This is a genomic window from Amycolatopsis acidicola, from assembly GCF_007713735.2.
Classification (GTDB): Bacteria; Actinomycetota; Actinomycetes; order Mycobacteriales; family Pseudonocardiaceae; genus Amycolatopsis_E; species Amycolatopsis_E acidicola.
In genome coordinates, this window is record NZ_VMNW02000011.1 from 38,481 (window position 1) to 54,950 (window position 16,470).

The following is a 16,470-nucleotide window of genomic DNA, read 5'->3' on the forward strand; positions in this document are numbered from 1 at the left end:
AATGGTCCGGTAGCCCCCCGAAGAAGGGCTGCCGGACCTTTTGCTTGCGGGAGAAGGGATCTGAGCGGACCCGTGTCGCTCCGCGCACGAAGAAGGCCTGGCAGCCGATCGCCTGCCAGGCCTTCCCGTTACCGTGCTGTCCGAAGTGGACCGTCAGTTACCCGAGGATCCGGTTGTTCCCGCTGAAGACGACTGGCTCGGCTGCACCGACGGGTACGTCCCGGCGTTCGCGGCCACCGGGATGTCGTCGTAGCTCTTCGCGGCGTCGACGGTGTTCAGCGATGTGCCGGTCGGCAACAGCGAAATGATCGACTCCGGTGCCGGCCGCGGCGCCGGGTTGTCCAGCCCTAGCCCCTTGAGCGTGTTCGCGTCCGGGATTCCATAGCGCAGCCCGTTGTCGGTGACGAGGCTCATCGGCCCCTTGCCGAACGTGTCCGCCGAAGTGGCCGACTGCACGACCGCGCCGCGCCCCGGCGGCATGTAGAACTTGTCGACCTTCAGCCCGTTCGGCCCCGGCTGGTTCACGTCGACCGGCTTCACACCCGACGGGACCGGCGTCGCCGAACCGACGTACACAGTGGTCTGCGGCTTGTTGTCCTGGACCGTCCAGCCGAGGCAGGCCGACGTGGACACCGTCGGGTCGAGGATGGTGGGCACCTGCGCCGGCATGGACCCCACCGGAAGCGCGTCCGCGTCGTTCGGCTGGATGATCCGGACGTTGTTGATCTCGTTCGGGCTGACCTGCGGGATGTTCGTCGACCCCGACTGCGCGGCGCGGATCAGGTCACCGACCGCGTCCGACACCTTCTGGATCCCGGTGGGCAGCAGTACGTACACGTCACGCGAACCGCTGACGCTGTTCACCGCGAAGACGTTGCCGTTCTTGAGTCCCTCGGCCTGCAGTTGGGCGAATCCGCTGGTACCACCGATGTCCGGGATCGTCGGCGGCACGAGCGGACTCACCTGGGGGATCGCGTTGAGCAGCCCGGTGGAGATGTGCCGCCTCGGCGCACCGTTCAGGTGGAAGGTCGAGACCACCGCCTGCTGGGTCGGGTCCACTTCCGCCCGCACCGTGTTCGGCGTCGGGTTGTTCGGATCGTCGCTCGCCGCGGTCTTGTAGATCAGGTAGTACTTGCCGTTGTCCGCCGCGGCCAGGATCGCCTGGTCCTCCGACAAAGCCGTACCCAGACCGGAAACTCCGGCGAGGACCGTGGTCTCCGAAGTGGACTGTTGGAGCTGGATCGACTGGGGCAGGTTCTTGTTGACGATCACCTGGTCGCAGACCGCCCAGTTGTCGTCGATCCGCTGATCCGCCGATGGCAGGAGCTGCGGCCCGTCCACGATGCCCGTGCGCCGGTTGTGCGGGATGTCCTTGAGCGAGTCGTCCGGGACCACCTCCGCGTCCGCGGGGGCCGACGCGCCGCCCTGCGACTGCGACATCAGCAGCAGCCTGGCCGAGGCGAGGTTGAAGGTCGGGGTGAGCGAAACCGGATTGCCCGAGACGACGTAGATGGTGCCGGACTGCTTGCCGATCACGATCCCGGGAGCCGAAGGGACGCTCGGCGAAGGGCTGATCAGCCCGAAGATGACGAATCCCACAAGGCCGAGCGCGGCGATGATGACCCCCACCATCGTGGCCCTGCCATGGGTGCGCATGGGGTCGTGCAACATCACCGAATCGCGGCGGACCAGCGCCGACTGCATCCGGCGCAGTACGAACCGGTACGCCTGAACCTGAGACTTAGTTGTCGGTGTTGATGGCATTCTCGACCTACAGCTCCCCGAGTCGCGGTACGGTTCCGCAGGATAACCGTACGAGAACCGTACTGGTGTGGGTTTCGCCGAACTCAGCCCAGTGCCGGGTACTCGGAGCCGGCTTTCGGCAAGGCAGCACTACGAGGGGAAGAAAGCGCGGATGTCCGTCACCACGCCTCCACGACCGGGCGGGCCGCCTGGCTCGCCGCCGCCAAGGCGCCCGGCGGGTCCGCCACCACGCCAAGGCGGGCCGGGCGGCCCCGGCGGTCCGCCGCCACGCCGGCCGGGTCCCGGCGGCCCGGGAGGCCCTGGTGGTCCGGGAGGCCCTGGGGGTCCTGGCGGTCCCGGTGGCGGAGGGCCCGGCGGGGGTGGTCCTGGCGGTCCGGGAGGCCCCGGCGGTCCCGGTCCGTCCCAGCCACCTGCGGGAGGCAGCCCGGCTCCGATCGCGCCTCCCGCGCGGCGTCGCACGCTCGGCGCGAGCCTCGGCCCGCTGCCGGTAGTGAACCTGGTGGTGCTCGAGATCGGCCTCGCGATCGGGCTGATCCTGGTCGCCATCAACAAGTCCCTGTTGTACATCGGCGCCGGTGTGCTGGCGGTGACGTTCCTCATCGCGATCATCCGCTGGCGCGGCAAGTGGTTCACCCAGTGGTTCGGCCTCACGATGCGCTACCGGTTCCGCAGCCACGACCGGGTCGCCACCCCGCCGCCGCCCACCGGTGAGCCGGCGAAGGACGAGTCGGTCACCGGGCCGGAGGACGCGCGGGTCTCCCTGCTGCGCCTCGTGGTGCCGGATCTCGTTGTGGCGCACGGAATCGACCACGAACGCGAGCAGGTCGGCCTGGCCTGGCACGACGGCACGTGGACGGCGGTGCTGCTCGTCGAGCCCACCCCGGCGCTGATCACCCAGGCCGGTGGAGCGCCGAGCCTGCCGCTGTCGGCGCTGGCGCCGTGCCTCGAAGACCGCGGCGTGGTGCTGGACTCCATCCAGATCATCTGGCACTGCTACCCCGGTTCGGCCGCGCTGCCTTCGGATTCCCCGGCGCTCAACTCGTACCTGGAGGTGCTCGGCCCGCTGCCCGCGGCGGCGCGCCGCACCACCTGGGTGGCGGTCCGGCTCGACCCGCGGCGCTGCCCGGCGGCGGTGCGGGAACGCGGCGGCGGCGTCGTCGGCGCGCACCGGGCGCTGATCGGTGCGCTCTCCCGCGTGCGGAACGCGTTGGAGTCGAAGGGAATCCCCACTCGCCCGCTGGACCCGGACGAGCTGCTGCGGGCCGGGATTTCGGCCTCCGAGCTCACCGCGGTGTCGGGCTCCGAGGCGCGGGTGAACATGCGGGAACACTGGACGAGCGTGACGGCGGCCGGGATCGGGCACGCCAGCTACGCGATCACCAGCTGGCCCAAGGGCAAGATCACGAACACCCTCAACGCCCTCACGAGTGTGCGGACGCTGTCGTCGACGGTCGCGCTCGCCATCTCCCCCGCCGACGACGAGGGCCAGGTCGGCCTTCGCGGCGTGGTGCGGATGAGCGCGCGCAACCCGCGCGAGCTCGATCAGGCGGATGACAGGCTGTCCAACCTCGCCGGCAAGGTGGGCGTTTCGCTGACCCCGTTGCGGGGCCTGCAAGTCGACGGCTTCGCGGCCACGTTGCCGATGGGAGGCACCGCATGAGCCTGCGGCTACGGGATCCGGGCCGGAACAACGGGGTGGCGCCGGAGTTCACTGTGGACCCGGTGCTGCTCGACGCGATCAGCCCCTCCGGGGACCGCGGCGGGATCGTCGTCGGATCGGGGCTCAAGGGCGAACCGCTGACCATCTCGGCGCTGCGGTCCACCCCGACCAGGATCGTCCTTGTCGGCGGCCTCTACCTGGCTCGCCAGGTGGCGCTGCGGGCGATGGCGGTGGGCGCGTGGGTGGTCATCGCGACCGGACGCCCGGCGGCGTGGCAGATGCTGCCGAAGGCCGCCGGGAACGGGCCGAACGGCAGGCCGTCCCCGCTCGTGCAGATCCGCCGGCTCTCCCCCGTGGAGCTGCCGCGGCCGTCCGAGGACGCCCCGCTGCTGGTGGTCACCGACGGCGGGCCGACCCCGCAGGACCTCTTCCCCCCGCGATCCCCTTGGCAGACAACGGTTTACGTGCTGCCGTACCTGCACCCGCAGGCCACCACGATCGCGAACGCGGCGGATGTCGTGCTGATGCAACGGCTTCCGGTCGGCCAGTCCGAACTGGCCGCGCGGATCTGGCGGCTGCCGCCGCAGATGATGCGCCAGCTCACCACCCTCAAGGACGACCAGGTGGTGGCGCTGGGCGCGAACCTGTGGCGGCCGATGCGCCTGGTCACCACGCAGAAGGAACAACAGCTGCTCGGCCCGGTCCGCCGGGGCGACTGAACTCCCCGCCGGGTGGGCTCGCGTCCGCCCGGCGGTTTTCTTTCCCTCTAACGGGTTTCCGACTCCTGCCGGACGTTGCGAGTCTGCTCGGCGCGCGCCGCCAGCTCGTCGTCCGGCGGGTAGTCCACCCCGATCAGCGTGAGCCCGTGTGGCGGCGCCACAGCGCTGTCCCGCTTGCGGCTGCGGAGCACCTCCGCGGGCCAGCCGACGGCACGCCGGCCGTCCCCCACCATCAGCAGGGCGCCGACGAGGCTGCGCACCATCGAATGACAGAACGCGTCGGCGGAAACCCGGGCCTCCACAAGGTTTTCGTCCAGGCGGTGCCAGGTGAAGCGCTGCAGTTCACGAATCGTCGTGCTGCCGGCGCGCTGTTTGCAGAAGGCCGCGAAATCCTTGAGCCCCAACAGTTCCGCGGCCGCTTCGTTCATCGCCGGCACGGACAGGGGCCGCCCCCACGGCAGCGTGTCGTGGCGGCGAAGCGGGTCCGCGCCCCAGGGCGCGTCCGCCACCCGATAGCGGTAATGCCTGCGCACGGCGGAAAACCGGGCGTCGAACCCCGGCGGCGCCACGCGCGCGCCGAGCACCCGGACATCGCCCGGCAGGTACCTGTTCCACCGGTGCGTCATCCGCTCCAGGTCAGGCACGCCGTGCTCGTCCACGGCCAGCCGCCCGGCCGCGCCCGCTTCCAGCGGCACCACGTCCACGTGGACGACCTGGCCCGTCGCGTGCACTCCGGCATCCGTCCGGCCCGCGACCACGACGGAGCGGGGAACTGAGGCGCCCGGAGGCTGCTTCGCGAGCGCGTCCTCCAGCAGGCCCTGCACCGTGCGGCGGCCGGGCTGCCGCGCCCAACCGGAGAAATCCGTGCCGTCGTAGCTGACGTCCAGGCGCAGACGAACGAGCCCGCCCTCCCTGGCGGGAGAAGCGGGCTCGTCGTGCGACTCGGGCGCAGCCGTCAGGACTCGTCCTTCTTGGACTCGTCCGCGGCGGCCTCGTCGGTGGCCTCGGCCTCGGCGTCGGCCTCGGTGGCCTCAGCAGCCTCGGTGGTCTCCTCGGCGGAGGCCTCCTCGGTCGCCGTGTCCTCAGCCTTGGTCTCCTCGGCGGGAGCCTCGGCAGGGGCCTCCGCCTTGGCGGCGGTGTTCTTGCGCGCACGGTCGACGCTGCCCGCGACCGTCTTGGTGGACACCAGCTCGATGACCGCCATCGGGGCGTTGTCGCCCTTGCGCGGCATCGTCTTGGTGATCCGGATGTAGCCGCCCTGACGGTCCTCGAAGAACGGACCGATCTCGGCGATCAGCTTGTGCACCACGTCCTTGTCGCGGATGACACGCTGGATCTGCCGCCGGTTGTGCAGGTCACCGCGCTTGGCCTTGGTGATCAGCTTCTCGGCGAGCGGGCGCACGCGGCGGGCCTTGGCCTCGGTGGTCGTGATCTTGCCGTGCTCGAACAGCGACGAGGCCAGGTTGGCCAGGATCAGCCGCTCGTGGGCCGGCGATCCGCCGAGACGGGGGCCCTTCGTGGGGGTGGGCATTACTTCTCCTCGTTCAGCTTTGCGGCTGGAGGCCGTGCCCGCCCACCGCGTGCGTCCGCGGCGGGCAGGCTGTCAGCGGCCTACAGCTGCTCCGTCTCTGCGTAGTCCTGGCCGTCGTCGTGGCCAGCGTCGGAAATACCTTCGACACCCTCGGACCAGCCCTCGCCGTCGTAGCTGGCGGCGGCGGCCGTGGGGTCGAATCCGGGCGGGCTGTCCTTGAGCGACAGACCGAGACCGACCAGCTTCAGCTTGACCTCGTCGATCGACTTGGCACCGAAGTTGCGGATGTCGAGCAGGTCCGCCTCGCTGCGCGAAACCAGTTCGCCCACCGTGTGGATGCCCTCGCGCTTGAGGCAGTTGTACGACCGGACGGTGAGGTCCAGGTCCTCGATCGGCATCGCGTAGGCGGCGATGGTGTCCGCCTCCTGCGGCGACGGGCCGATCTCGATGCCCTCGGCGTCGACGTTCAGCTCGCGGGCGAGACCGAACAGCTCCACCAGCGTCTTACCGGCCGACGCGACCGCGTCCCGCGGCGTGATCGACGGCTTGGTCTCGACGTCCAGGATCAGTTTGTCGAAGTCGGTGCGCTGCTCGACACGGGTGGCCTCGACCTTGTAGGTCACCTTGAGCACCGGCGAGTAGATCGAGTCGACCGGGATCCGGCCGATCTCCGCGCCGGCCTGCTTGTTCTGCAGGGCGGGCACGTAGCCGCGGCCGCGCTCGACGACCAGCTCGATCTCCAGCTTGCCCTTGCCGTTCAGCGAGGCGATGTGCAGATCCGGGTTGTGCACGGTGACACCGGCAGGCGGCACGATGTCCGCCGCGGTGACCTCGCCCGGGCCCTGCTTGCGCAGGTACATGGTGACCGGCTCGTCCTCCTCGGAGGAGACGACCAGCTCCTTGAGGTTCAGGATGATGTCGGTGACATCCTCCTTCACCCCCGGGACGGTGGTGAACTCGTGCAGCACCCCGTCGATGCGGATGCTGGTGACCGCCGCGCCCGGAATGGACGACAGCAGCGTGCGCCGCAGCGAGTTGCCGAGGGTGTAACCGAAGCCGGGCTCCAGCGGTTCGATGGTGAACCGGGACCGCGTCTCGTTGATCGGCTCCTCGCCGAGGGCCGGTCGCTGTGAAATCAGCACTTTCCTGTTTCCTTTCCTGCCGGCGCCCGCCATATGACGCCGAAAGGGATGGCGAAGCGGAGACGCGCCCGATGCGCGCCTCCGCTGTCGATCACTTCGAGTAGAACTCGACGATCAGCTGTTCCTGCACCGGAACCTCGATCTGGGCACGCTCGGGGAGCTGGTGCACCAGCACGCGGAGGTTCGAGGGCACGACCTGCAGCCAGGCCGGGATCGGCCGCTCGCCGAAGGCTTCCTTGGCGGCGACGAAGGGCAGCATCTGCAGCGACTTGGGCCGCACGTCGATGATGTCCCACTTCTCGACCTGGTAGCTGGGGATGTTCACGTTGACGCCGTTGACCGTGAAGTGGCCGTGGCTGACCAGCTGCCGGGCCTGCCTGCGGGTGCGGGCGATGCCGGCGCGGTAGATCACGTTGTCCAGCCGGGACTCCAGGATCTGCAGCAGGTTCTCACCCGTCTTGCCCTGACGCCGCGCGGCTTCCTTGTAGTAGCGGCTGAACTGCCGCTCCAGGATGCCGTAGGTGTGGCGGGCCTTCTGCTTCTCCTGCAGCTGCAGCAGGTACTCGGACTCCTTGACCCGGCCGCGGCCGTGCTGGCCGGGCGGGTAGGGGCGACGTTCGAACGCCTGGTCGCCGCCGATGAGGTCAACCTTGAGACGCCGCGAGATACGAGTCGCGGGGCCGGTGTAGCGAGCCATTTTCTGTTACTCCTCCCCGTTCCTCAGACCCGGCGCCGCTTGGGCGGGCGGCAACCGTTGTGCGGCTGCGGGGTCACGTCCTGGATCGTGCCGACCTCGAGGCCGGCGGCCTGCAGCGAGCGGATCGCCGTCTCGCGGCCCGAGCCCGGGCCCTTCACGAAGACGTCGACCTTCTTCATGCCGTGCTCCGCGGCCTTGCGGGCGGCGTTCTCCGCGGCCATCTGGGCGGCGAACGGGGTGGACTTACGCGAGCCCTTGAAGCCGACGTGGCCCGAGGACGCCCACGAGATCACCGCACCGGTGGGGTCGGTGATCGACACGATCGTGTTGTTGAACGTGCTCTTGATGTGAGCGTGGCCGTGGGCCACGTTCTTCTTTTCCTTCCTCCGGACCTTCTTGGCCCCAGAGGTACGAGACTTGGGTGGCATGTGGGGGTGATTCTCCTCGTTAGCGCGAGTTGTCGGTCTGCTCGGCGGCGGCGATGCGCGCTTCCTGCTGCCCGCGCCGGATCACGGAACCGGCGTCGGTGTACAGCTGGCGCAGGGCCATCGGACGGGCGTAGAGAGCCTTCGGCGATACGCACGACGTGCGGGTGAGGCGCTGACCGCCCACGCGCACGCTCTTCCTGCCCTGGACGCTCACTTCTTGCCGGCCTTCTTCTTGCCGGCGACCGTCTTCTTCGGCCCCTTGCGGGTACGGGCGTTGGTCTTCGTGCGCTGACCGCGGACCGGCAGCCCACGACGCCAGCGGAGACCCTCGTAGCAGCCGATCTCGATCTTCCGCCGGATGTCGGCGTTCACCTCGCGGCGAAGGTCACCCTCGACCTTGAAGTTCTCTTCGATGAAGTCCCGCAGCTTGACGAGGTCGTCGTCGCTCAGGTCCCGCACCCGGGTGTCCGGGTTCAGTTCCGTGGCAGCGACGAGCTGCTTGGAGCGGGTACGGCCGATGCCGTAGATGTAGGTCAGCGCGATCTCCAACCGCTTTTCGCGGGGGAGGTCGACGCCGGCGAGTCGTGCCATTGGCGCTGATGCTCCTTCTTGGTTTCGTCTCTCCAGGTGTGCTCCCCGTCCGGTCCCGGGACCGACTCGCTGTCGTGCCGACCGCTTTCGCGGGCGGTGTCCCGGCCCCGGCCTGGAGTCCGGGGGTGCTCCGGACCGTCAAGACGGTCCGGCAGGTACGGGGAGGGTTGTCTTCGCTGTCAATCCGCTCTGCGCGGAGTGCTCGCGATCAGCCCTGACGCTGCTTGTGACGCAGGTTCTCGCAGATCACCATGATCCGGCCGTGGCGGCGGATCACCTTGCACTTGTCGCAGATCTTCTTGACGCTCGGCTGAACCTTCACGTCTCCTGCTTCCTTATGCCGTGCTCACCGTGATCACTTGTAGCGGTAGACGATGCGACCGCGGGACAGGTCGTAGGGCGAAAGCTCCACGACGACCCGGTCCTCCGGAAGGATGCGGATGTAGTGCTGCCGCATCTTGCCGCTGATGTGCGCCAGGACCTTGTGGCCGTTCTCCAACTCGACTCGAAACATCGCGTTGGGGAGTGGCTCGACCACGCGACCCTCGACCTCGATGGCCCCGTCTTTCTTAGCCATGTCCTCCGCGTTTCGTGATATTGGTTGAGCACCGAAAAAATGCCTGCCATGGTGGTGCCGACGCAGCCGCCACCCCGACTCCAATCCCGTGAGGGTTCACGAGCGCGCTGGAACCGGCGTGATGAGTACGCCGACTAGACAGTGTACGCACTCCGTGTCGCACCCTGCGAGGCGGGGGTTGATGTGCTACGCGGCCCGCCACCGGGCCGTCATTCAGGAGCTCTCGGCGAGAGTGAGCACGCGCGGGCCGTCCGCCGTGATGGCGACGGTGTGCTCCCAGTGCGCGGCGCGCGAGCCGTCCGCGGTGATCACGGTCCAGCCGTCTTCCAGCTCGATGGTTTCGTTCGAGCCGCCGGTGAGCATGGGCTCGATGGCCAGCGCCATGCCGACCTCGAGCCGCGGGCCCTTGCCGGGCTTGCCGACGTTGGGCAGGAACGGGTCCATGTGCATTTCGCGGCCGATGCCGTGCCCGCCGTACTCCACGATCTGGCCGTATTCCACGCCGTCGGCCGCCGAAGAACGGTCGGCCGAGGACTGCACGGCGAACGAGATGTCGGTCAGCTTGGCACCCGCGACGGCGGCCTTCACCCCGGCCCACATGGCGGCCTTCGTCGCCTCGGACAGCGCCTCGTCGGCCTCGGAGATCTCGCCGACGGCCAGCGTGACGGCGGAATCGCCGTGCCAGCCGTCGAGGATCGCGCCGCAGTCGATCGAGATCAAGTCACCCTCGGCGAGCACCGTGGTCTTCGCCGGGATGCCGTGCACGATCTGGTCGTTCACCGACGCGCAGATCGAGGCCGGGAAGCCGTGGTAGCCGAGGAAGGAGGGCACCGCGTCGGCGTCCCGGATCGTCTGCTCGGCGAGTTCGTCCAGGTCAGCGGTGCTGACGCCGGGCTTCGCGGCCTCGCTGAGCAGTGTCAGCGTCTTGGCCACGACCAGCCCGGCGGCACGCATCGCGTCCAGCTCGCCCGGAGTCTTGATCTCGATCGGGTTCCGACGTCGCAGGAGCCGCAAAATATGAAACTCTTTCAGCTCTACTGGCGGGCGCGGAGCGCGTCCAGCACCCGCGAAGACACCTCGTCCACGTCGCCGACACCGTCGACCGTGATCAGGATGTCCTGGTAGTAGTCCAGCAGCGGCGCCGTGTCCGACACGTAGACCTGCTGCCGGCGCCGGATGACCTCTTCGGTGTCGTCGTCACGGCCGCGCGAAAGCAGCCGACCCACGACGACGTCCTCGGGCACCTCGAGCTGGATCACCGCGTCGAGCTTCTGGTCGGTCTCCGCGAGCAGGTGACCGAGCACCTCGGCCTGCTTGGTGTTGCGGGGGAAACCGTCCAGCAGGAAGCCGACCTTGGTGTCGTCCTCGGCGAGCCGCTCGCGCACCATCTCGTTGGTCACCGTGTCCGGCACCAGTTCGCCGGAGTCCAGGTAGCGCTTCGCCTCCTCGCCGAGCGGCGTGCGCTCGGCGACGTGCGCGCGGAAGAGGTCACCGGTGGAGATGTGGGGTACGGAGAGCTTCTGCGACAGAGCAACCGCCTGGGTACCCTTTCCCGCTCCCGGCGGGCCGACAAGAACCAGGCGAGTCATCGCAAGAACCCTTCGTAGTTTCGCTGCATCAGCTGGCTTTCGATCTGCTTCACCGTGTCGAGGCCGACACCGACCATGATCAGCACAGCAGTCCCGCCGAACGGGAAGCTCTGGTTGTTGCCCTGCTGGGTCATGGACAGGAAGAAGTTGGGGAGGATCGCGATGATGCCCAGGTAGATGGACCCGGGAAGCGTGATCCGGCCCAGCACGAAGCTCAGATATTCCGCGGTCGGGCGGCCGGGGCGAATGCCGGGGATGAAGCCGCCGAACTTCTTCATCTCCTCCGCACGCTCGTCCACGTTGAACGTGATCGTGATGTAGAAGTACGTGAAGAAGATGATGAGGGCGAAGTACAGCAGGATGTGTACGTAGTTGCCCTGGTTGACCACGTAGTTCTGCAGCCAGACCTGCCAGCCGGAGGAGCTGGTGGGATTGCCGACCAGCCTGCTGATCAGATCCGGCAGGTACAGCAGCGAAGACGCGAAGATGACCGGGATGACACCGGCCTGGTTCACCTTGATCGGCAGGTAGGTCGAGGTGCCGCCGTACATCCGGCGGCCGATCATGCGCTTGGCGTACTGCACCGGGATCCGGCGCTGCCCCTGCTCGACGAAGATGACGCTGGCGATGATCACCAGCCCGAAGACGCAGACGAGGGCGAAGACCAGACCGCCCTGGCTGTTGAGGATGTTGACCCCTTCGGCGGGGATCCGGGCCGCGATGTTCAGGAAGATCAGCACCGACATGCCGTTGCCGACACCGCGCTCGGTGATGAGCTCACCCAGCCACATCATCACGGCGGTACCGGCCGTCATGCAGATGACGATGATCGCCAGCGACCAGATGCTGTTGTCCGGGATGATCGACGCGGTGCAGTTCGGGAACAACTGGCCACGGTCCGCCAACGCGACCACGCCGGTGGCCTGCAGGATCGCCAGCGCGATCGTCAGGTACCGGGTGTACTGGGTCAGCTTGTTCTGGCCGGACTGGCCTTCCTTCTTCAGCTCCTCGAACCGCGGGATGACGACGGTGAGCAGCTGGATGATGATGCTGGCCGTGATGTACGGCATGATGCCGGTCGAGAAGATCGACAGCTGCAGGAGCGCACCACCGCTGAAGAGGTTCAGCAGCGAGTAGATGCCCGACGAGTCGGCCTGCGATCCGCACGTCTGCACGTTCGGATACGAGACCCCGGGCGCCGGCGTGACCGCACCGATCCGGTACACGGCCACGATCAACAGCGTGAACAGGATCTTCTTGCGCAGGTCCGGCGTCGCGAGAGCCGAGCGGAAGGCGCTGAGCACGCGGGGGACCTCCTCGGCGTCGCCGGCGGGTTCGCCGACGATCGGCTTGGCCGGCCACGGTGGCCGGCGGGAACACAACCTCACTGGCGGCAAGCCAGGAACGCATCAGGACAGAGTTGTCCCGAAGCGTGTTGCCGACTCTAACAGCCACCCGGAACGCCCCCGCACCGCAGGTTGCCTTAGGCAGCCGGGACGCGGACGGGGAAGGGCCGGAAAGCCGGAACGGCCCGCCGGGAGAACCCGGCGGGCCGTTACTGGACGTTCGGTGTCAGGCCTCGTTGGCCGTGCCACCCGCCGCCGCGAGCTTCTCCTTGGCGGACGCGGAGAACTTGTCGGCGGTGACGTTCAGCTTGACGCCGTTGAGGTCGCCATTGCCGAGCACCTTGACGAGCTGCCCCTTGCGGACCAGGCCGCGGGCGGCCAGGTCTTCCTTGGACACGTCGCCACCGTCGGCGAACACGCGGGCGATGTCGCCCACGTTCACCGGCTGGTACTCGGTGCGGAACCGGTTCTTGAAACCACGCAGCTTCGGCAGCCGCATGTGGATGGGCATCTGCCCACCCTCGAAGCCGGCGGGCACGTTCTTCCGGGCCTTGGTGCCCTTCGTACCGCGACCGGCGGTCTTGCCCTTGGAGCCCTCACCACGGCCGACGCGGATCTTGTCGCGCTTGGCGCCGGGGGCAGGCCGCAGGTGGTGGATCTTGATGGCGGTCATGCCTTGACCTCCTCAACCGAAACGAGGTGGCGCACCGTGTGGATCAGACCGCGGACCTCGGGAGTGTCCTCCCGCACGACCGACTGCCGGATCTTGTGCAGACCGAGGGTCCGCAGCGAGTCCCGGTGGTTCTGCTTGGTGCCGATCTTGCTCTTGAGCTGGGTCACCTTGAGCTGAGCCATGGTCAGACCCCCTGTCCAGCGCGCTGGCGGAGCATGCGGGCCGGGGCCACGTCCTCGAGCGGCAGGCCACGGCGGGCCGCCACCTCTTCGGGACGCTGCAGGCCCTTGAGGGCCGCCACGGTCGCGTGCACGATGTTGATCGCGTTGTCGGAGCCGAGCGACTTCGACAGCACGTCGTGCACACCCGCGCACTCCAGCACGGCACGCACCGGGCCACCGGCGATCACACCGGTACCGGCGCTGGCCGGACGGAGCAGGACCACACCGGCGGCGTCCTCACCCTGGATCGGGTGCGGGATGGTGCCGGCGATGCGAGGCACGCGGAAGAAGTTCTTCTTCGCTTCCTCGACACCCTTGGCGATGGCCGCGGGCACTTCCTTTGCCTTGCCGTAGCCGACGCCGACCTGGCCGTCGCCGTCACCGACGACCACCAGAGCGGTGAAGCTGAACCGGCGGCCACCCTTGACCACCTTGGCGACGCGGTTGATCGCCACGACGCGCTCGAGGTGCGGGGTCTTGTCCTGGCCGGCCCCGCCACGGCCACCGTCGCGACGGTCCCTGCGATCCCGGCGGTCGTTGCGGTCGTTGCCGCCCTGGCCGCCCGGACCACCCTGACCGCCGCCGAATTGCCGCGTACGTCCCGGCATCAGGCGTTCCTTCCGTTCTCGAGAGTGTGCTGCATCGTCAGAACTCCAACCCCGCCTCGCGTGCGGCGTCGGCCAGCGCGGCGATGCGACCGTGGTAGCCGTTGCCACCGTGGTCGAACACCACACCGGAGATCCCCGCGTTCTTCGCGCGGGCGGCCACGAGCTCGCCGACCTTGGCAGCCTTGGCCTTCTTGTCGCCCTCGGCGGCACGCACGTCGGCTTCCATCGTCGACGCGGCGGCCAGCGTGTGGCCGGTCAGGTCGTCGATCACCTGGACGTAGATGTGCCGGGAGGACCGCTTCACCGACAGCCGCGGACGCTGCGCGGTGCCGTTGATCTTCTTGCGCAGGCGGAAGTGACGGCGCGTCTTCGCGACGCGGCGACGGGTCGACGCGTCCTTGCCGATCGGCTTCCGCTTCGTGGCAGCTTCGCTCATGATCACTTACCCGTCTTTCCGACCTTGCGACGGATGCGCTCACCCTCGTAGCGCAGTCCCTTGCCCTTGTAGGGGTCGGGGCGGCGCAGCTTGCGGATCACCGCTGCCGTCTGGCCGACCTTCTGCTTGTCGATACCGGACACCGAGAACCGGGTGGGCGACTCCACCTTGAAGGTGATGCCCTCCGGGGCCTCGATCAGCACCGGGTGGCTGTAGCCGAGGGCGAACTCGAGGTTGCTGCCCTTGGCCTGCACGCGGTAGCCGACGCCGTGGATCTCGAGCTTCTTCTCGTACCCGTCGGTCACGCCGACGACCAGGTTGTTCACCAGGGTACGGGTGAGCCCGTGCAGCGCCTTGCTCTCGCGCTCGTCGTCCGGGCGCTTGACCTGCAGCGTGCCGGTCTCGTCGCGCTCGACGGTGATCGGCTCGGCGATCGTGTGGGACAGGGTGCCTTTGGGCCCCTTGACCGAAATCTCCTGGCCGTCGATCTTCACCTCGACCCCGGAAGGGACGGCGATCGGCAGCTTTCCGATACGTGACATGCCTGGACTCCCTTCCGTTACCAGACGTAGGCGAGGACTTCCCCGCCCACTCCGTTGCGCTTGGCCTGCCGGTCGGTCTGCAGACCGCCGGACGTCGAGATGATCGCGATGCCCAGGCCGCCCAGGACGCTGGGGAGCTCGGTGGACTTCGCGTACACCCGCAGGCCGGGCTTGGACACCCGGCGCAGACCGGCGATGCTGCGCTCGCGGTTGCGGCCGTACTTCAGTTCGACGACGAGGTTCTTGTGCTTCTCACCCGGCTCGGAGCGGAAGCTCGCGATGTAACCCTCGCGCTTGAGGATGTCCGCGATGTTCGCCTTGAGCTTCGAGTGGGGCAGCACGACCTCGTCGTGGTACGCCGAGTTGGCGTTGCGCAGACGCGTGAGGAAGTCTGCGATCGGGTCGGTCATCGTCATGGTGACCTGTCAACCTTTCTCGCCTGGTTCCCGCGAACCGACGCGGGCCTGTGGCGAAGTGGGAGCCTGGAAGTTCGGATTACCAGCTGGACTTGGACACGCCCGGCAGCTCGCCAGCGTGCGCCATCTCGCGAAGGCACACACGGCAAAGCCCGAACTTGCGGAACACCGAGTGCGGCCGGCCGCAGCGGTTGCAACGGGTGTAGGCGCGCACCTTGAACTTCGGCTTACGGGCGGCCTTGGCGATCAGAGCCTTCTTGGCCATCAGTTCTCCTTGAACGGGAAGCCGAGCTTGCGAAGCAGCGCGCGACCCTCGTCATCGGTGGTAGCGGTGGTGACGACCGTGACGTCCATGCCGCGCGGGCGGTCGATGGAGTCCGGGTTGATCTCGTGGAACATCGACTGCTCGTTGAGACCGAACGTGTAGTTGCCGTTCCCGTCGAACTGCTTCGGCGAGAGCCCGCGGAAGTCGCGGATACGCGGCAGCGCGATGGTCAGCAGCCGGTCAAGGAACTCCCACATCCGGTCGCCGCGCAGGGTCACCCGCGCACCGATCGGCTGGCCTTCACGCAACTTGAACTGAGCGATCGACTTACGGGCCCGCCGCACCTCGGGCTTCTGCCCGGTGATGGTCGACAGGTCGCGCACCGCGCCCTCGATCAGCTTGCTGTCCCGCGCCGCGTCGCCGACACCCATGTTGACGACGACCTTCACGACACCGGGGATCTGGTGCACGTTGGCGTAGGTGAACTCCTCCTGGAGCTGACCCTTGATCTCTTCGCGGTACCGGGTCTTCAACCGCGGCACGATTTTCTCTGCGGTCGTCATCAGATGTCCTTACCGGTCCGGCGCGAGATGCGAACCTTCTTGCCGTCCTCGCCGATGCGGTAGCCGACGCGGGCGGGCTTGCCGTCGGAGTCCACGACCATCACGTTCGACACGTGGATGGGCGCCTCCTGCGTCACGATGCCGCCGGACTGCGCGCCGCGCTGCGTCTGGGTGATCCGGGTGTGCTTCTTGATCCGGTTCACGCCCTCGACGAGCACCCGCTGGCGCTCCGGGTAGGCCTGGATGACCTTGCCCTTGGCGCCCTTGTCCTTGCCCGAGATGACGACCACGGTGTCACCCTTTTTGACCTTCATGTTCAGAGCACCTCCGGAGCCAGCGAGATGATCTTCATGAACTTCCGGTCGCGCAGTTCACGGCCGACCGGCCCGAAGATGCGGGTCCCACGCGGCTCGTTGTCGTTCTTGATGAGCACCGCGGCGTTCTCGTCGAACCGGATGTAGGAGCCGTCCGGGCGACGCCGCTCCTTCACCGTGCGGACGATGACGGCCTTGACCACGTCGCCCTTCTTCACCCCGGCAGCCGGGATGGCGTCCTTAACGGTGGCGACGATGATGTCGCCGATTCCCGCGTAGCGCCGCCCCGATCCGCCGAGCACGCGGATGCAGAGAATCTCCTTGGCACCCGTGTTGTCGGCGACTCGCAGCCGCGACTCCTGCTGGATCACGTCAACTCCTGTATGTC

25 protein-coding genes are annotated in these 16,470 nt (G+C 68.1%); 2 read left to right on the plus strand and 23 right to left on the minus strand.

The genetic code is table 11. The features are described from left to right. Positions 1-153: 153 nt before the first annotated feature. Positions 154-1,764, minus strand: a complete 1,611-nt coding sequence (gene eccB, locus FPZ12_RS10225; protein WP_144747670.1) for a type VII secretion protein EccB — start codon at positions 1,762-1,764, stop codon at positions 154-156. Positions 1,765-2,197: 433 nt separating this feature from the next. Between eccB and eccE the strand changes: the two genes are divergently transcribed. Then, positions 2,198-3,424: a type VII secretion protein EccE gene (eccE, locus tag FPZ12_RS10230; protein ID WP_144747687.1), complete on the plus strand. Its 1,227-nt coding sequence runs from the start codon at positions 2,198-2,200 to the stop codon at positions 3,422-3,424. Next, positions 3,421-4,143, plus strand: coding sequence for a hypothetical protein (locus FPZ12_RS10235; RefSeq protein ID WP_144747669.1), 723 nt, complete (start codon positions 3,421-3,423; stop codon positions 4,141-4,143). The genes eccE and FPZ12_RS10235 overlap by 4 nt, the downstream gene beginning before the upstream one ends. A gap of 47 nt (positions 4,144-4,190) precedes the next feature. Here the strand turns inward: FPZ12_RS10235 and truA are convergent, their stop codons facing one another. The 22 genes from truA to rplN all read right to left on the minus strand — a co-directional run bounded on the left by truA (position 4,191) and on the right by rplN (position 16,453). Continuing rightward, on the minus strand, positions 4,191-5,030 hold the full coding sequence (gene truA, locus FPZ12_RS10240; protein WP_208025823.1) for a tRNA pseudouridine(38-40) synthase TruA: 840 nt from the start codon (positions 5,028-5,030) through the stop codon (positions 4,191-4,193). Positions 5,031-5,098: 68 nt separating this feature from the next. Next, a complete protein-coding gene (gene rplQ, locus FPZ12_RS10245) occupies positions 5,099-5,674 on the minus strand; it encodes a 50S ribosomal protein L17 (protein WP_144747667.1) in 576 nt (191 codons plus the stop codon). A gap of 80 nt (positions 5,675-5,754) precedes the next feature. Continuing rightward, positions 5,755-6,816 carry a DNA-directed RNA polymerase subunit alpha gene (locus FPZ12_RS10250; RefSeq protein WP_144747666.1) on the minus strand — a complete coding sequence of 354 codons (1,062 nt, stop codon included), beginning with the start codon at positions 6,814-6,816 and terminating at the stop codon, positions 5,755-5,757. A gap of 91 nt (positions 6,817-6,907) precedes the next feature. Further along, positions 6,908-7,513: a 30S ribosomal protein S4 gene (gene rpsD, locus FPZ12_RS10255; RefSeq protein WP_144747665.1), complete on the minus strand. Its 606-nt coding sequence runs from the start codon at positions 7,511-7,513 to the stop codon at positions 6,908-6,910. A 23-nt stretch (positions 7,514-7,536) separates the two neighbouring features. Further along, positions 7,537-7,941, minus strand: a complete 405-nt coding sequence (rpsK, locus tag FPZ12_RS10260) for a 30S ribosomal protein S11 (RefSeq protein ID WP_144747664.1) — start codon at positions 7,939-7,941, stop codon at positions 7,537-7,539. A 19-nt stretch (positions 7,942-7,960) separates the two neighbouring features. Further along, the gene (locus tag FPZ12_RS10265) at positions 7,961-8,155 is read right to left on the minus strand and encodes a hypothetical protein (protein ID WP_144747663.1); all 195 of its coding nucleotides are present in this window, start codon (positions 8,153-8,155) and stop codon (positions 7,961-7,963) included. After that, positions 8,152-8,532: a 30S ribosomal protein S13 gene (gene rpsM / locus FPZ12_RS10270; RefSeq protein ID WP_144747662.1), complete on the minus strand. Its 381-nt coding sequence runs from the start codon at positions 8,530-8,532 to the stop codon at positions 8,152-8,154. The genes FPZ12_RS10265 and rpsM overlap by 4 nt, the downstream gene beginning before the upstream one ends. A gap of 208 nt (positions 8,533-8,740) precedes the next feature. Then, a complete protein-coding gene (gene rpmJ / locus FPZ12_RS10275; RefSeq protein WP_004558882.1) occupies positions 8,741-8,854 on the minus strand; it encodes a 50S ribosomal protein L36 in 114 nt (37 codons plus the stop codon). A gap of 33 nt (positions 8,855-8,887) precedes the next feature. Further along, positions 8,888-9,109 carry a translation initiation factor IF-1 gene (gene infA, locus FPZ12_RS10280; protein WP_004558881.1) on the minus strand — a complete coding sequence of 74 codons (222 nt, stop codon included), beginning with the start codon at positions 9,107-9,109 and terminating at the stop codon, positions 8,888-8,890. 213 nt (positions 9,110-9,322) lie between these two features. After that, entirely contained in the window at positions 9,323-10,123 is an 801-nt protein-coding gene (map, locus tag FPZ12_RS10285) for a type I methionyl aminopeptidase (RefSeq protein ID WP_279537781.1), read from the minus strand. Between the two features lie 20 nt (positions 10,124-10,143). Further along, entirely contained in the window at positions 10,144-10,698 is a 555-nt protein-coding gene (locus FPZ12_RS10290; RefSeq protein WP_144747657.1) for an adenylate kinase, read from the minus strand. Continuing rightward, positions 10,695-12,002, minus strand: coding sequence for a preprotein translocase subunit SecY (secY, locus tag FPZ12_RS10295; RefSeq protein ID WP_144747655.1), 1,308 nt, complete (start codon positions 12,000-12,002; stop codon positions 10,695-10,697). The genes FPZ12_RS10290 and secY overlap by 4 nt, the downstream gene beginning before the upstream one ends. 268 nt (positions 12,003-12,270) lie before the next feature. Then, positions 12,271-12,717, minus strand: coding sequence for a 50S ribosomal protein L15 (gene rplO / locus FPZ12_RS10300; RefSeq protein ID WP_144747653.1), 447 nt, complete (start codon positions 12,715-12,717; stop codon positions 12,271-12,273). After that, positions 12,714-12,899 (minus strand): 50S ribosomal protein L30, encoded by a 186-nt coding sequence (gene rpmD, locus FPZ12_RS10305; protein ID WP_144747652.1) that lies wholly within the window; start codon positions 12,897-12,899, stop codon positions 12,714-12,716. Before rpmD ends, rplO begins: the two co-directional genes overlap by 4 nt. Positions 12,900-12,901: 2 nt before the next feature. Further along, positions 12,902-13,546 carry a 30S ribosomal protein S5 gene (gene rpsE, locus FPZ12_RS10310; RefSeq protein WP_144747650.1) on the minus strand — a complete coding sequence of 215 codons (645 nt, stop codon included), beginning with the start codon at positions 13,544-13,546 and terminating at the stop codon, positions 12,902-12,904. A 37-nt stretch (positions 13,547-13,583) separates the two neighbouring features. Beyond that, entirely contained in the window at positions 13,584-13,982 is a 399-nt protein-coding gene (gene rplR / locus FPZ12_RS10315) for a 50S ribosomal protein L18 (RefSeq protein ID WP_144747648.1), read from the minus strand. A gap of 2 nt (positions 13,983-13,984) precedes the next feature. Next, positions 13,985-14,524, minus strand: coding sequence for a 50S ribosomal protein L6 (gene rplF / locus FPZ12_RS10320; RefSeq protein WP_144747646.1), 540 nt, complete (start codon positions 14,522-14,524; stop codon positions 13,985-13,987). A gap of 17 nt (positions 14,525-14,541) precedes the next feature. Next, positions 14,542-14,940, minus strand: a complete 399-nt coding sequence (rpsH, locus tag FPZ12_RS10325) for a 30S ribosomal protein S8 (protein ID WP_144747644.1) — start codon at positions 14,938-14,940, stop codon at positions 14,542-14,544. A gap of 79 nt (positions 14,941-15,019) precedes the next feature. Further along, positions 15,020-15,205: a type Z 30S ribosomal protein S14 gene (locus tag FPZ12_RS10330; RefSeq protein ID WP_091505019.1), complete on the minus strand. Its 186-nt coding sequence runs from the start codon at positions 15,203-15,205 to the stop codon at positions 15,020-15,022. Beyond that, positions 15,205-15,768 carry a 50S ribosomal protein L5 gene (gene rplE / locus FPZ12_RS10335; protein WP_144747642.1) on the minus strand — a complete coding sequence of 188 codons (564 nt, stop codon included), beginning with the start codon at positions 15,766-15,768 and terminating at the stop codon, positions 15,205-15,207. The genes FPZ12_RS10330 and rplE overlap by 1 nt, the downstream gene beginning before the upstream one ends. Then, entirely contained in the window at positions 15,768-16,082 is a 315-nt protein-coding gene (gene rplX, locus FPZ12_RS10340; RefSeq protein ID WP_144747641.1) for a 50S ribosomal protein L24, read from the minus strand. Before rplX ends, rplE begins: the two co-directional genes overlap by 1 nt. 2 nt (positions 16,083-16,084) lie before the next feature. Continuing rightward, positions 16,085-16,453: a 50S ribosomal protein L14 gene (gene rplN / locus FPZ12_RS10345; RefSeq protein ID WP_004558867.1), complete on the minus strand. Its 369-nt coding sequence runs from the start codon at positions 16,451-16,453 to the stop codon at positions 16,085-16,087. Between the last annotated feature and the right edge of the window lie 17 nt (positions 16,454-16,470).

What these genes read in the sequence shown, in the direction of transcription:
- rpmD (WP_144747652.1), bottom strand. Translation starts at nt 12,899, where the DNA reads ATGGCTCAGCTCAAGGTGACCCAGCTCAAGAGCAAGATCGGCACCAAG.
- rpsK (WP_144747664.1), bottom strand. Translation starts at nt 7,941, where the DNA reads ATGCCACCCAAGTCTCGTACCTCTGGGGCCAAGAAGGTCCGGAGGAAG.
- infA (WP_004558881.1), bottom strand. Translation starts at nt 9,109, where the DNA reads ATGGCTAAGAAAGACGGGGCCATCGAGGTCGAGGGTCGCGTGGTCGAG.
- rplF (WP_144747646.1), bottom strand. Translation starts at nt 14,524, where the DNA reads ATGTCACGTATCGGAAAGCTGCCGATCGCCGTCCCTTCCGGGGTCGAG.
- rplQ (WP_144747667.1), bottom strand. Translation starts at nt 5,674, where the DNA reads ATGCCCACCCCCACGAAGGGCCCCCGTCTCGGCGGATCGCCGGCCCAC.
- rpsH (WP_144747644.1), bottom strand. Translation starts at nt 14,940, where the DNA reads ATGACGATGACCGACCCGATCGCAGACTTCCTCACGCGTCTGCGCAAC.
- rplE (WP_144747642.1), bottom strand. Translation starts at nt 15,768, where the DNA reads ATGACGACCGCAGAGAAAATCGTGCCGCGGTTGAAGACCCGGTACCGC.
- rplO (WP_144747653.1), bottom strand. Translation starts at nt 12,717, where the DNA reads ATGACCGCCATCAAGATCCACCACCTGCGGCCTGCCCCCGGCGCCAAG.
- FPZ12_RS10290 (WP_144747657.1), bottom strand. Translation starts at nt 10,698, where the DNA reads ATGACTCGCCTGGTTCTTGTCGGCCCGCCGGGAGCGGGAAAGGGTACC.
- rpsD (WP_144747665.1), bottom strand. Translation starts at nt 7,513, where the DNA reads ATGGCTCGCTACACCGGCCCCGCGACTCGTATCTCGCGGCGTCTCAAG.
- rplR (WP_144747648.1), bottom strand. Translation starts at nt 13,982, where the DNA reads ATGAGCGAAGCTGCCACGAAGCGGAAGCCGATCGGCAAGGACGCGTCG.
- FPZ12_RS10330 (WP_091505019.1), bottom strand. Translation starts at nt 15,205, where the DNA reads ATGGCCAAGAAGGCTCTGATCGCCAAGGCCGCCCGTAAGCCGAAGTTC.
- rplX (WP_144747641.1), bottom strand. Translation starts at nt 16,082, where the DNA reads ATGAAGGTCAAAAAGGGTGACACCGTGGTCGTCATCTCGGGCAAGGAC.
- FPZ12_RS10235 (WP_144747669.1), top strand. Translation starts at nt 3,421, where the DNA reads ATGAGCCTGCGGCTACGGGATCCGGGCCGGAACAACGGGGTGGCGCCG.
- rpsE (WP_144747650.1), bottom strand. Translation starts at nt 13,546, where the DNA reads ATGCCGGGACGTACGCGGCAATTCGGCGGCGGTCAGGGTGGTCCGGGC.
- eccB (WP_144747670.1), bottom strand. Translation starts at nt 1,764, where the DNA reads ATGCCATCAACACCGACAACTAAGTCTCAGGTTCAGGCGTACCGGTTC.
- rpsM (WP_144747662.1), bottom strand. Translation starts at nt 8,532, where the DNA reads ATGGCACGACTCGCCGGCGTCGACCTCCCCCGCGAAAAGCGGTTGGAG.